14 protein-coding genes, 1 tRNA gene and 1 riboswitch are annotated in these 13,714 nt (G+C 39.0%); of the genes, 7 read left to right on the top strand and 8 right to left on the bottom strand.

Annotation, left to right across the window (positions count from 1 at the left end; genetic code table 11):
* Positions 1-251: 251 nt before the first annotated feature.
* From ABGU93_RS13730 to ABGU93_RS13715, 4 genes are all read right to left on the bottom strand, one after another.
* On the bottom strand, positions 252-878 hold the full coding sequence (locus ABGU93_RS13730) for a 50S ribosomal protein L25 (protein WP_347414000.1): 627 nt from the start codon (positions 876-878) through the stop codon (positions 252-254).
* 661 nt (positions 879-1,539) lie between these two features.
* The gene (locus ABGU93_RS13725) at positions 1,540-1,728 is read right to left on the bottom strand and encodes a ferredoxin (protein WP_304884204.1); all 189 of its coding nucleotides are present in this window, start codon (positions 1,726-1,728) and stop codon (positions 1,540-1,542) included.
* Positions 1,729-2,015: 287 nt separating this feature from the next.
* Entirely contained in the window at positions 2,016-2,903 is an 888-nt protein-coding gene (locus ABGU93_RS13720; protein ID WP_347413999.1) for a nucleotidyl transferase AbiEii/AbiGii toxin family protein, read from the bottom strand.
* Positions 2,900-3,496: a type IV toxin-antitoxin system AbiEi family antitoxin domain-containing protein gene (locus ABGU93_RS13715; protein WP_347413998.1), complete on the bottom strand. Its 597-nt coding sequence runs from the start codon at positions 3,494-3,496 to the stop codon at positions 2,900-2,902. Before ABGU93_RS13715 ends, ABGU93_RS13720 begins: the two co-directional genes overlap by 4 nt.
* A 903-nt stretch (positions 3,497-4,399) precedes the next feature.
* Here ABGU93_RS13715 and ABGU93_RS13710 point away from each other — a divergent pair.
* Positions 4,400-5,908 (top strand): hypothetical protein, encoded by a 1,509-nt coding sequence (locus ABGU93_RS13710; protein ID WP_347413997.1) that lies wholly within the window; start codon positions 4,400-4,402, stop codon positions 5,906-5,908.
* Between the two features lie 320 nt (positions 5,909-6,228).
* On the opposite strand, the gene ABGU93_RS13705 is transcribed toward ABGU93_RS13710, so the two are convergent.
* Positions 6,229-6,304 (bottom strand) — tRNA-Thr (locus tag ABGU93_RS13705).
* Positions 6,305-6,360: 56 nt separating this feature from the next.
* The gene (locus ABGU93_RS13700; RefSeq protein ID WP_347413996.1) at positions 6,361-6,696 is read right to left on the bottom strand and encodes a rubredoxin-like domain-containing protein; all 336 of its coding nucleotides are present in this window, start codon (positions 6,694-6,696) and stop codon (positions 6,361-6,363) included.
* 158 nt (positions 6,697-6,854) lie between these two features.
* Positions 6,855-6,947, top strand: a riboswitch (THF riboswitch).
* Positions 6,948-6,999: 52 nt separating this feature from the next.
* Between ABGU93_RS13700 and ABGU93_RS13695 the strand changes: the two genes are divergently transcribed.
* The 5 genes from ABGU93_RS13695 (at position 7,000) to ABGU93_RS13675 (ending at position 11,210) form a co-directional block, all read left to right on the top strand.
* Positions 7,000-7,758 carry a folate family ECF transporter S component gene (locus ABGU93_RS13695; RefSeq protein WP_347413995.1) on the top strand — a complete coding sequence of 253 codons (759 nt, stop codon included), beginning with the start codon at positions 7,000-7,002 and terminating at the stop codon, positions 7,756-7,758.
* A 284-nt stretch (positions 7,759-8,042) separates the two neighbouring features.
* Positions 8,043-8,972 carry a class II fructose-1,6-bisphosphate aldolase gene (gene fba / locus ABGU93_RS13690; protein ID WP_347413994.1) on the top strand — a complete coding sequence of 310 codons (930 nt, stop codon included), beginning with the start codon at positions 8,043-8,045 and terminating at the stop codon, positions 8,970-8,972.
* A 239-nt stretch (positions 8,973-9,211) separates the two neighbouring features.
* Positions 9,212-10,189 (top strand): RluA family pseudouridine synthase, encoded by a 978-nt coding sequence (locus ABGU93_RS13685; RefSeq protein ID WP_347413993.1) that lies wholly within the window; start codon positions 9,212-9,214, stop codon positions 10,187-10,189.
* A gap of 2 nt (positions 10,190-10,191) precedes the next feature.
* Entirely contained in the window at positions 10,192-10,734 is a 543-nt protein-coding gene (locus ABGU93_RS13680) for a Holliday junction resolvase RecU (protein WP_347413992.1), read from the top strand.
* Positions 10,731-11,210 carry an S-ribosylhomocysteine lyase gene (locus ABGU93_RS13675; protein WP_347413991.1) on the top strand — a complete coding sequence of 160 codons (480 nt, stop codon included), beginning with the start codon at positions 10,731-10,733 and terminating at the stop codon, positions 11,208-11,210. Before ABGU93_RS13680 ends, ABGU93_RS13675 begins: the two co-directional genes overlap by 4 nt.
* A 58-nt stretch (positions 11,211-11,268) precedes the next feature.
* Here the strand turns inward: ABGU93_RS13675 and ABGU93_RS13670 are convergent, their stop codons facing one another.
* Complete coding sequence (locus ABGU93_RS13670) at positions 11,269-12,108, bottom strand: hypothetical protein (RefSeq protein WP_347413990.1); 840 nt, start codon at positions 12,106-12,108, stop codon at positions 11,269-11,271.
* Between the two features lie 56 nt (positions 12,109-12,164).
* Positions 12,165-12,935, bottom strand: a complete 771-nt coding sequence (gene thyX, locus ABGU93_RS13665) for an FAD-dependent thymidylate synthase (protein WP_347413989.1) — start codon at positions 12,933-12,935, stop codon at positions 12,165-12,167.
* Between the two features lie 236 nt (positions 12,936-13,171).
* Between thyX and ABGU93_RS13660 the strand changes: the two genes are divergently transcribed.
* On the top strand, positions 13,172-13,705 hold the full coding sequence (locus ABGU93_RS13660) for a YgjP-like metallopeptidase domain-containing protein (protein ID WP_347413988.1): 534 nt from the start codon (positions 13,172-13,174) through the stop codon (positions 13,703-13,705).
* Positions 13,706-13,714: the final 9 nt, after the last annotated feature.

Raw genomic sequence — 13,714 nt, 5'->3', positions numbered from 1 at the left:
CGTCGCCGGGGACACCCTTGCCTTAAGCTATGCACTTGGCACTACCTACCCGTGCCCGGGACTTTCACCCGTTAGATTGCGCCCATGCCGGGCGCACATACAAAAATTGCCCCTGGCATCTTATAAGCTGCCAGGGGCAATTTCACTTTTTATGGCTACCACCCATTTTGCGAAATCTGAAAATGTTACCAAGGATTATTTAACAAAGCCTACTCCTTGATATTGTGGTCTACACGCCTAGTTATTAAACTCTACTGCTTTTCTTCGGTCACAGCTTCTGAGTTTTTATCATCCGATACATCTTCTATGATCGTATCATCTAATCTCGTTTCATTTATCACCAATACTATTTTATCTGCTTCAATTTCTGTTTCAATTCCTTTTGGAAATTTAACATCACCGATACATACTTTGTCGTTCAAATTAAGATCGGTTACATCAATTTCAAGAGAATCAGGTATATCCTGTGGTAATCCTGTCACAAGTATTTTATCCATTTGCTGGACAAAATGAAGTTTTTTTAATTCGATTGCTTCCTTGCCGACTATTTTAATATTAAGATTGAACTTGATTGGTTCGGTAACTGATACCTGCTGAAAAACGACATTTAATACTTCACCTTTTATTGGTGAATATTGCATCTCATTTATCATTGCCGCATATGATTCTTGTCCCCCAAGATCGAGAGTAAATAAATAGTTTTTTCCATATTTAAATACGTTTTTCATCAATTCATCTTTTTTTATTTTTACTGAAACTGATTCCAGACCTTTTCTATTGATAGCGCCTGGGATATAACCTATTTTTCTTAGTTTTTTACCCGCACTACCACTCAGATTTTCTCTTTTTTCAATTGCAATTGTTACTTTTTCATTCATATTATTTCTCCTTTCTTGACAAACTCTCTTATAACATTGTTGATGTTGTTAATTTGGTAAATTATTCTTCTCAACATTTTCAACAATCTTTTATTATTTATATTATATCAAACAAATGAATTAATATCAAATTTCTTAAAAATAAGGCAACCAAAACCCTACCACAACCGGCTCATCCGGCTTCACAAAGATGCCGGCGACCAATGAATCAATTATTCTACGCTCAAAGGAAACATACGTTTCTTAATACACCTTTTTGCATGGATATTTGTTGTAAAATTTGTGCTGCTATTGCCTGAATCGCGATCAGAGTGCCAATCAAACGAGGATAATTTTAAATTGTCGTTATTAACACTGAAAATGAATCAGGTACCTATTGCGGAAAAAAAGTTTTTATATTTAGGAGTTTTTAACTTGTTGAGATTTCTAGATCAATGCCAGTGCCGGAGCGGCTGACAAAACCAAATCACTTAAGAAAACTTTGCAAGAAAATGAGAGGGACATTATGAAATTAAACCATGACTGCTCGTAATGAAGTGGTGCTTGCTCGATAAAACATCGTCTCTCAAGTCAGATACCAATCCAGCTTATGTCGTTTTATTTTTCTTGAACTCGTATTTAAGCAAACATTTTTTTGATGCTGTTTCTAAAACAATCGATTTTAATCGACGGTTATGGCGCTTACTGGACACTCATCTTGAGCTTCTAATGCGCACGCTTCATTTTCTGGAGTAATTACTTCAGCAATCACTTCAGCGATGCTGTCATTGTTCATTTCAAAGACGTTCGGACAAACGGATTCGCATAAACCGCATCCCACACAAGTATCCCGATCAACTTTTGCTTTCATAATGGAACCTCCTCATTATTATTCAAACAGTTTCTTGTTTTTCTGGACTGGAAGTCAATTGGAAATCCAATCAGAAAAACACTCTATCATTTTATGTACCCATATTTATCAAATCTAACCATTTTCTGTGCTGGACGCCTTCGAGATAATCAACTTATTCTTGAACTAAAAAAAGGAATGGCAATAAAGGCCACTCCTTTTAAAAAATAATATTCATTTACTGGAGCTAGCGGGGGGAATCGAACCCCCGACCTTCCGGGTCGTAGGTGTATTGAGCAGTCATTTTCTCAGACCGAAACAGATTCATCTGAAACATCCGCCAATTTCTTTTCGTTAGTGAATGATGCCAATAAATCCCAAATCGTTTCAATGATCTGATCGAATTCAATATTTTCTGCATATGGATATTTCTTGCTGTAGTCATTCCAGATTTTTCGGAGTTCCTGACTTTCAGAAATACTATCCAGATAAACAACGTAATCATCTACATACTTGGTGCTGTCACGTTCTTCAGCTTTTTTCCTGATTGCAACTTTCAGTTCATCACGATTCAGCATTGAGTGATTGAGCTTAATAAGAATATAGAGGTCATAATAGTCTCTAGCTCTGGTATTAGAAATATTTCTTACCAATATTGATTCAATTTTTTCCGCCAGTATGGTGTTTAGATTGTAGGCTTTAATGTTGATTTCACGTTCTTCGAACATTAATTTGTAGGCATAATCCACTTCACCTGGAATGATCACGTCTCCAGTGGTGATATCAATTTTTAAATTGACTTTAATTGTAAAGAAGTTTACCTCAAGACTGACTCGAAAATCATCATATTCCGAGATATCGTGAATGCTTTTAATTCCTTTAATATTAAAATTAACATGATCCTCAAGATCGATCGATATGATTTCTGATAGTATCTTTTGAATTTCCTGTTGATCGATGGGAATTCCTTTAATTGTGGTATCCATGTCCATCGTACTTCTCATGTCAATCCCAATCATCGCGGCAATTAAAAAACCGCCTTTTAAAATAAATTTATCCCGATAGTCCGATACCGCAATTCTTTCCAGTAGGCGCTCCATCATGAAACTCTGAAGCAAGGTGTTCGCAATCACCCCTTCTCTCTTGGCGCGATTGTTAATCCAATCTTTCAGTTGTCTGGGGCTATTGATGGTCATGCTAACACCTCCATGTATTGATGTACCAGGGATGAAATCTTAAAAATATCGGCATACGACTGAAGTTTAATAAAATCTCTCTCAGGATCACGCATGTACTGCCGGACCGCCGTCAAAACAAGATCGGTATCCAGTTTATCCTTTTTTTTCAGACAATCGCAGATGGTTCGCTCTTTATCATAAACTGCAATCGTATGACCATATGGCGACTGGGCACTCGTTTTACCAATTTCGTGAAATTCTTTTTTCATATAAAAAAATTGATAGTGATCGTCCATTTTCAACAATCGGGTATTATAACCGGTGGGAATAGTCATTATCAGTTTCAATGGCGATCGATCAGATAAATCATGAAGAAATAAAGCCGTTTCATGAGAAAAGATCCCTTTTTTACAGCGATACTGCATGATTAAATAATCGTCCACCATTTCTTCTACATCAATATAAATTCCTTTGCTGATTCGCTCGATTTTTCCTTCCAGCTCTAATCGGCGGAAGACCTTATTATCAATCCCCCGCTCAGCAAATTGTTTCGTCTCGATCACACCGTTATTCTTTTTTAGCGCGTCCATAATCATTTCTTTATCGGTCATTTGAGCACCTCTTTGTCTTTATTGTTCGTTTATATTATATATTATACGAACGATAAAGACAAATGCCAATCAGCATTTTTTGTCTTCTTGTACTTTCTTCATCTTTAACCTGATTATAATATGGAAACCTCATCCAACAGCATCCCTGGCAAGATATAATGATGATGCAATCTATTTTTCAATCCATCTCAATCTATGGGTACAATATAACTTTAATGATTCTATTATTTTATAATCAATAAAAATAATAGAAAATTAACTTAATTTCATCCTGTTATATACACGTACTGCTTCTTAGCCGTTAGATAGGAACTTCTTTTGAGAAGTATTGGAAAGTCGGCCATTTCAGTGTTATAATAATATTGTTACATCCATTTTGGAAAAACCGACCTCTTGGTTCTTGGCGAGACCACCAGCCAAACCCAGTTGAAGTGATAAAGGAGGGATGCGTTATGAGCATAAAACGTTTAATAAAGAGAGTAAGATTCACAGGCATAACACTGAATATTGGATTTATTGGACTTAACTTTGCTGGGGGTCTTTCCAAAATGAATGTAAGAAAATCGTACTGAAATAGTTAACAGCTCGTTTTTTATTTTCAACCATTTATAATGCTCATTTTCATCCGAAAACTTTGACTTATACTCTGAACATTAACTATTAGGTTGTATTTTGATGGTTAGGTTCCAATTATTTGTACAATAAAACTATGACAGGTATGATTTTACCTGTGGTTAAATAAGTTCCGGGCTGCGGCTCAGCCACACAGGTATATTCATCGTACGCACTGTATACTCAATCAATTGATTGACTGATATTTCAAGCTTCACCTATAAGAACTGCTTAAATGTGTTATTCTATTTTGTAGAAATGACAAAAATAATTTGTCAAAGGAGTTCGGCAATGAATGAGATAACTGACTTGACAGAGTTAAAAAACAATTCTCCGATTATAAAAATAGCGATTGCGGGAACTGAAGTGAAAATTCGAGTGTTTTTTAGCGTGACTTGCTTTGAAATATTTTTTAATCGTCACGCACAGGGCGACATTTTTAAGACTGCTTTTTCAAAATCAATTTTTCATATATACAAACAAACAAAAGATTGTGAAGTCCTTTTTACTGAGAATGACTTTGTGGGAATTGCTGATGCGGACTTATTATTTATTCTCAATGAGATTCTTGCACAAGACACTAAAATTAAATTAGAATATGAAAAAACAGATTGTGTTGATATATATGAAAAATTTTATGTTGCCAATAGAGCTATCATAAAAAAAGCAACCGCTGATACTTCTAAATCGCTTGAAAAAATGTCAAATACATATAAATTACAAAATAGCCCCTTACTTACATCTACTAATGTAATAAATAATATTGTAATGCCAACAGAGAATCTGTCAGGATTAAAATCTGCTATATCTATGATGTCTAATTATGATTTCCCAAAGTTAAACTCTACTTTTTCCAATATAGCAAAAATACCACAGTTAGAAATTCAATCTGCAGTAAAAACAACACAGATTGATTTTTCTTCACTTCAATCTTCATTGAATAGCGTACCTAAAGTTCAATTTCCAGAATTAGCATCTGCATTATCCAATATTCCTAAACCTGTTTTTGATGTACAAGCTATTGTATCTCCATTGCAAAATTTGCTAGAAAGTTTCTTTACTATTAACGAAGCCATAGCACAGACATTGTCTGCTCCGATATTGCAAATAGTAGAAGCGACACAAAAAATAATGTCTTCAATAGATTTTTCATTGCTTATTTATAGAAAAAAGTGGAGCGAACAAAGAGAAACCTTATTAAGTTATGGATGGTTTAATTCAGACGAATTACCTGATGAACTCGTTAACAACATTCATATGATGCGAGAAGAATTAAGTGTTGAAGATGTTGATAACATTATTGTAGCGTATTTTCGTCAGAACCAGTGTGGATCCCTAAAGAAAATGGTTAAACGATGGGAAACCCTAAATTACTTTCATTGCCGTATTAGAATATTCCACGAAGCTTTGGTTAATCACTCAAGAAAATATTTCAACTCTTCAGTAACTCTACTAACTATTCACACTGAAGGTGTAATAACTGATTTTGTAAGAACGAGTCTTAATAGTCCTCGATTTAAGGTAGAAAAAGCGATTAAGGATATAAAAAAAGAACTTGATGAAAATGAGGATGTCTCAATTTACAAGTTTGAAGTATTCAATGATGTTATTAAACAAATTGAGGAAGCTTTCAACGAAAACTTTTTACTTTCCGATCCCGATGCAACATCAAATAAGTCACGCCATAAAATAGCCCATGGGCATGCGTATGAAATAGAAAATGAAGTTAATTCCCTAAAACGCTTTTTATATCTCAATGAGATCCATTGTTTGTTTTCAAGTCTCAGCAACTCAGAATAAATTGCAGAAAATCTGTCGGACACCTTACATTTCTACCAGATCGAATAATTAAAGAAGATCTTTAAATTTACACATCTACAACATTTAGAAGATTGAGTATTTCGGACGTGATTTACCAGTGGGTTCTTCAGCCCGAAATATTCACTTGCGCGCCAAAATGTAGGACACAAGTAGGACAAAATCAGGCAAATAACAGCCAAAAACACCAGATATTTCAAATCCACTACCTCCAGTCTACCTTTGAGGTGGATATATTAAAATCAAAAAATAAAAAAAGAACAGCTATTTAAAGCCATTCTTCAATAAATAATTATTCTTACTGGAGCTAGCGGGGGGAATCGAACCCCCGACCTACTGATTACGAATCAGTTGCGCTACCATCTGTGCCACGCCAGCAGTAAAAACTTACTGAACTATCATAACACAAACCATTGCTCCAATTCAATATTTTTTTACCATTTACCTTTTGAGATATGTCCGGCTATTTCAGCTTTGCACATTTCTTTGATTACATAACAATCTGCTTCGGCTTTCTGGAAGATATGCAAACAAGCAGGATCCAGATTAATTTCCGCACCCTTTCTTGACAGATGAACGATTTTTTCTGCCAGGCCAATCACTTCCATATGAATATCATTGGTAACATAGGAATCATAAACCTTTTTGGCATCTTCATCACTTAAAGCTGCAAATTGGTCCCGGGGTGCTCCACATTTAGGACAAGTCTCAGGTGCCTCAACGCCTTCCATCTTATAACCGCATACTCCGCATTTCCATAACTTTTTCATTTATTACCCTCCATTTACTTTTTTTCTTTCAGTTTTTGTTTGACTGATACTATTATATACCCAAAATTATTAAAATATCTACTTTGATTAAAAAATAACGATAATTATTTATCCTTGTGTAAACCTTTAACAGTGTGTTAAAATGATGTCAATTTAATACCAGAGTAGACAAGATGCGTAAAGTGTTAAAGGATGGGAAGTTGCCTTTAAACGAAATGTGACCATTGCGGTATCTTGTCGCTTCCGCTGTTACAATGCAGATTGTAGGTTGCGGAAGCATTACTTTAAACTCAAGGAGGTTTTATGAAAAGTAATGCTTTTATTAGTAGTACCACCCGGACCCGGATCGTGGTCAATTGTGGACTGCTCATTGCCATCAGCATCGTGCTGAAGATTCTGTTTGAGGTGTATATCCCTCTTGGTGGTTTTCCTTCGCTCCGGTTAAACATCACTGCTTTGCCAATCATGCTCAGCGGTATTTTGTTTGGACCGCTGGCTGGTTTTGCCGTTGGTTTTATTTCCGATATTCTGTGCTTTATTATTAAGCCAGGCGGCCCTTTCTTTATCGGGTTTACCCTTGCTAATGGACTGACCGGTTTTATTCCAGGCTTACTTTTTATGATGTTAAGAAAAAAAGAAATCAAACATCTGGAATGGTTCAACCTGGTATTTATTGCTTTAGCAGCGATTATTCTCGCTGTTTCGGGGACCTTCGGTTTTGATAATGGCACCATTTCTTATGCGGGAGAGCCATTGAGCATGGTTTTCTTTGTGCTCTTTATTGCTTTAATGATCGCATTTGCGGTGTTCCCCATTATTGTTGTAAAGAAATCCAATCTTGATAGTGAATATCGCAGCGATCATATCTTATTTATCGTGAGTGTTTCACAATTGGTCACATCAATTTTGTTAAATACGTGGTTTTTGAGTATTCTTTATGGACAGGCGGTGGCGGTATTACTTCCGGCCCGACTGATTACCAATATCTTTCTGATTCCGTTGTACACGATTATGCTCGTTGGTTTATTAAAAATACTTCCCAGCTTCATAAAACAACGTTAATCTAGGATCTATTCTCACAAGAGGCAACTATTTTTAGTTTGCCTCTTTCTATTTTGTTCTAACCCCAATCTCCCGGATTATCATTCCTATGATTGTTTTGGCTAAAATGCCATTTTTTATCTTGACATAGTTTCTATCTGGAAAAAAGTCCTAAAACCATTCAAATTTGCTCTGTTTGCTTGAGTATTGCTGCAAAAGATAGTATACTAATATCGTCGCTAATTATTAAGTATAATATAGAAAAACAGGCAAAATTATGATAAACACTTAGGAGGTTTTAGAAAATGGGATTAGTAACATCAACTGAAATGTTTAAAAAAGCTTATGAAGGTGGCTATGCTGTCGGGGCTTTTAATGTCAATAATATGGAAATTATCCAGGGAATTGTTGAAGCCGCCGCCGAGGAACAAGCTCCCCTTATTCTACAGGTATCGGCCGGTGCCAGAAAATATGCCCATCCCGTCTATTTAAGAAAACTAGTAGAAGCGGCCATCGAGGTTACCGGTTTGGATATATGCCTCCATTTAGATCATGGCGACGATTTCGAGATTTGCAAAACCTGCGTTGATAGCGGTTTTACCTCGATTATGGTTGATGGTTCACGACATCCCTTTGATGAAAATATCGCTTTAACCAAAAAAGTGGTTGAATATGCTCACGATCATGGTGTTGTGGTTGAAGCCGAGTTGGGTAAACTGGCCGGTGTTGAAGACGATGTAAATGTTGACACCCCCAACGCAACCTATACCGATCCCGATGAAGCGGTCGAATTTGTTGACAGAACCGGCTGTGATTCCTTGGCAATTACAATTGGTACCAGCCACGGTGCTTTTAAATTTAAAGGCGAACCCCGTCTGGATTTTGAACGCCTTTATAAAATTTCCGACCTGCTACCCGGTTTTCCGCTGGTCCTTCACGGAGCCTCCTCCGTTCCCAAAGAATTTGTCGATCTTTGCAATCAATATGGCGGACAAATTCCTGGTGCCAAAGGTGTTCCTGAAGATATGTTGCGAAAAGCTGCTAAGTCCGGCGTTTGTAAAATCAATATCGATACCGATCTACGTCTTGCGATGACCGCTTCGATCCGCCAAGTATTTGTTGAAAATCCCGGCTGGTTCGATCCCCGTCAATACTTGGGACCTGGTCGTTCTGCCATTAAAGCGATGGTTGCCCATAAAATAAAAAATGTTTTGGACTGCAGCCACCGACGATAATTTTTAATTATCTTTAACTTGTTCTCCGTTTTAGGGCATGTCGCAAAATAACTTTGGTTACTTGCGAACATGCTCTTTTTATGTTAGAACTACGACCCTACTGCTCCCTGTGCTCAGCCGATACTGAAAATCAAACCTTTCCAGAGCGGTTAAATTATTCTTTGCCCAGCACCGAAACTTAATTTATTTACCTGGCTTCCATGGTATAATAATCACAAAATACTTCTTAAGGATTATAAATGAAAATAATTGTTATCACCGAAAATGAAAGCAACCAACGACTGGATCGCTTTCTAAAAAAACTCATGCCCCAGGCATCGACGGGATTTCTCCAGAAGATGCTGCGAAAAAAAAGAATTAAACTCAATGGTCAAAAATCGGAACCATCCACCGCGATCACTGCCGGCGATGTCGTCCAGATTTATTTCTCCGAAGAAACCATTGCTAATTTTCGAACCGATTCCACCAAAAAAAAGCTGGATAAAAATAGTACCATTCTTGATATTATTTATGAAAATAACGACCTGCTGGTGCTTAACAAACCAGCCGAAGTGCTCACTCAGCCGGATAAAACCGAAGAGCTTTCACTGATTGATTACGCCGTTGACTATCTGATCAAGAAGGGCGATTATGACCCTAAAACCAATCTTACCTTCACGCCGGCCTGTGCCAACCGATTGGATAAAAACACCACCGGGATCATCCTGGTGCCCAAGAATTACAAAACCCTCCAAGAGGTTAATTATGCCATCCGGGAGGATCAAACTGAAAAGATCTACTTTGCCATCGTCTCCGGTAAACCCAAAGCCGCCGATGAAATCGTCGGTTATTTGAAAAAAGACAGCGATAAAAACACCGTTACCTTCTCTGAACAGCAAACCGCTCCAACCGATAAAAAAGCGGTGTTGAACTATGAAACCCTGGAGAGTCATGGTGACTATGCACTCTTAAAAGTTATTTTAAAAACCGGCCGCTCACACCAGATTCGGGTCCAGCTGGCCGCCGTTGGTTTCCCCATCGTGGGGGATCCCAAATATGGCAGTCGTCCGGTCAATAGCCGTTTATATGAGGAATCCGGCCTGAAAAGTCAACTGCTTCACAGTGCCCAATATACCCTGACGGATATGAAGAAAACCTTCACCGCCCCGGTCCCCCCGGTTTTTGAAAAAGCCCTGAAACGCTTCGGTTTCAAAGACCCCTTCCTCTCGGAGAAATAATCATGGGGTACTGGAACAGCCGCGGGCTGCGGGGCAGTCAGCTTGAAGAAAACTTAAATATCACTAATAAAATTTATCTGGAACAGGGCCTGGCCGTAGTTCAAAAAATACCCACTTCCATTAAACCAGTGGAGTTGGACCCGGCTAAGGGAACCATCAAACTGGCCTACTTTGAAGAAAAAAGCACCGTCGATTATCTGGGTAACATCCAGGGCATTCCAGTCTGTTTTGACGCCAAGGAAACCAGCCAAAAACGCTTGCCAATTGCCAACATTCATCAGCATCAGATGGAATTTATGGAAGCATTCGAAAAACAGGAGGGGCTGTCTTTCCTGATTGTCCACTTTAAATTCTGTGATGAAACCTTTCTGCTGCCTTTTAGTATTCTGAAAAACTATTGGGATAATGCCCAGCATGACGGCCGCAAGTCAATTCCCTACGCGGATTTCGATCAGCAGCTACGCATTTACCCCTTTCACAATATCCTCCTCCATTACCTGGAGGCAATCAACCATTATCTTACCGGAAAGGAAAAACAAAAATGAAAAAGATTGCCAGCTTCACCATCAACCATCTGGATTTACTGAGGGGGGTCTACATCTCCCGCAAAGATTATTGTGGCGACCACTGCATTACCACCTTTGACATTCGGATGAAAGAGCCCAACCGCGAACCAGTGATCAACAACGGCGAACTCCACGCTATGGAACACCTGGGGGCAACCTTCCTGCGAAACGACCCGGTTCTCAGTGATGAGATTGTTTATTTTGGACCGATGGGCTGCCGTACCGGCTTTTATCTGCTGATGAAAGGCGAACGGACCCCTGCGGAGATCATGCCCTTAATCATCAAACTGTTTACCTTCATGGCCGATTATGATGACGAAATTCCCGGTGCCACGCCCCGGGATTGCGGCAACTACCTGGATATGAACCTGCCGATGGCCCGTTATGAAGCACAGAAATTTCTGACCGAAATTCTTGAAAACATTCAACCGGAAAATATGATTTATCCGGAATAACTGCTGCCAATAAAAAAAGCCCAGATGGGCTTTTTTTATTTCTGTGTTTTCGACTCCGTTACTTTTCCAGCTTCTTATTATCGTTTTTGTTTTTGCCAATCATCTTTTCAAATGTTTGTTCTGACCATGATTTTCTTTCGCTCATTTTTTTCTCATGAAGTCGGGTGAATTTATTAATCCGACCCACCCACGTTTTCGCTTCGGCAATCATGCTGCTGTCATCGGGATTTGGTATCACCGCTGTCCATTCCTGAAACAGCTTACCATTTCGGGTGACCGCCTCATAGTTAATTGCCAGAACCTTGTATATTTTTTCACCATTATCATAGTTTTTCAGCTTGGCCTGGGCTTTTGACCAGCGATGAAAGCGCCCCATAATATAGGCACTGTCTTCATGAATAATCGTCACATAGGGTTTGATCAACGCCCGGTATTTAAAACTCTGGGGTAGGATTAGGGTAAACAGAACTGACAAGGTGGCAAAGAAAGCAAAAAAGACAAAGCCCAGCCATTTCATCCCCTCTGATAACATAATAAAGAGCAGTATCGAGATAACCAGTTCAATTCCCAATAAAATCCATATTTTTTTCTTTTCAGCGTTTTTCTGGATTTGGTTTAATTCACCGATAAACCCTTCGTATTGAGCTTCTTCATATTCCCAGATCAGAGCTTCATCTTTTTTCTCCATAAAAGCCTCAAACTGACGATAGCGCCGATAGAAATAAAGGGCATAACCAAGCGAAAAAGCAATAATAACCACTCCGGCATAGGTAAAATAAAACTGATAAATGCCCACTGCTTTAATCACAAACGGAACAAAAATAATAGCGACCCCTAAAACAGCAACGATTAAAGCAAAAATAATATTCTGTTTTTCCGGGTTTTTAATTTCCAACATACCTTTTCACGACCTTTTCAATTTTTAATTAATTTTTTTAACTATCCATTGTTAACTTAAATTTGTTTGAATTTTTCTCTGACCTCGTTAATTTTACCACAGGTCATACTACCCTCTGGACATGGACCTTCGACACAGCGGGGGCCACCGTTTTTAAACAGTAGCGGGGCCACTTTTTTACATTCTCTGAGCATTTGCGTCGCCAGTTCCCGGATCTCCCATTGGGCCCGGTTGCAGCAGCGCTGATTGAAAAAATGCAACAGTTCCCGGGTATTCATAGTGGTCACGATTTTCGTCTCGCAGGCATTGGGCAGAACAAACCGGGCATCTTCGATCCCCTGCTTCTCGGCGGCCATAGCGGCCTGTTTTTCGGATAAGCCGGTCGCCATCAAATCCCTGGTATACTTGTCAATGAGCTTTTCAGCCAGGGCATCATAGGTCTTCTGAGCATTTTCCATCCCTTCAATGAAGATCTTTTCGCCATCTGGCAGCGCTTTGATTTCAGGGGGAATCACATAACTGAACTGACCTTCGCTGACGTAACGTTGGGATTTCTGGCTGAAGCTGGCCATCCGGTGGCGGACCAGCTGATGGGTTAAGGCCCGGCTCACCCCTTCAATAGCAAAGGTGAAGCTAGCGTGTTCGATCGGCGAGGCATGTCCCATGTCCATCAAACGGGTCAAAAAGCGTTCCACATTCTCATCGGTCAGATCTTCCATGATCTCACCGGCACCGGCCTTGGAATAACATAGCTTGGCAGCTGCCGCCACTAATTTCTCGGGATCTGGTGTGTGTTGAATCAACGTTACACTTAATGTTGTTTCCATAAGATTCTCCTTTCATTTAAAACATTCCTGATTATTCTCCATTTTTCTGGAACTTTAATATCTCATTATAACATTTTTCCTGTGAAAGTACAGTTCATAAACAGCATCTTAAAAATTTGCAAGTCGATCACCAATTCTTTCCCTATGGTGACAACTATTTCTATTCAGGTTTGTCCCGTTCTTGGATATAATGATTCAAAATGGAGTCGTTCTACAAGAAGATGGAGGTAACCCCTATGTTTGGCAATCTTGATACCGTCCCTGAATTATTAAAAAATTATCAGTATAAAACTGGTGAAAAGCATAAATATCTTGGTGACTATTATCGCCTGATGATCGAAGAATCGCCCACCCCTGGTGTCATTATCAACAATTATAATATGGTTCTCAACGTCCAGGATGTTTCGTCCCTTTCTCACAAAGAATTTGTTTTAGATATGTGGTATCGGGAACAGGCCCGAGAGGTTTTTGTCGAAGCCATGGCCTCTGCCATTGTCAAAGCGGCTCCCTACCAGGTCCGCTTCCCCGACTTGAAAATATATCGGCTGGACAATCGCTGGGGTGCCTGTTCACCAAAAAGCCAACGGGTTATTCTCAACCTGGAGCTGATTAAGACCCCCAAGGAATGTATTGAATACATCGCATTGCACGAGATGCTGCACTTTCGTTTTCCCAATCATAATCTTTCCTTCTATGGTGCCCTGGGCACGCTGATGTCAGACTGGAAAGAACGGGAAGATATGCTCAACCGTAAATACCGCTTAACCTGAACCAAAAAT

The sequence above is a fragment of the Acetobacterium sp. genome, from assembly GCF_039830195.1.
Taxonomy (GTDB): Bacteria; Bacillota; Clostridia; order Eubacteriales; family Eubacteriaceae; genus Acetobacterium.
Note: the sequence above shows the minus strand (reverse complement) of the source record. Positions and strands in the feature narration are given on the sequence as shown.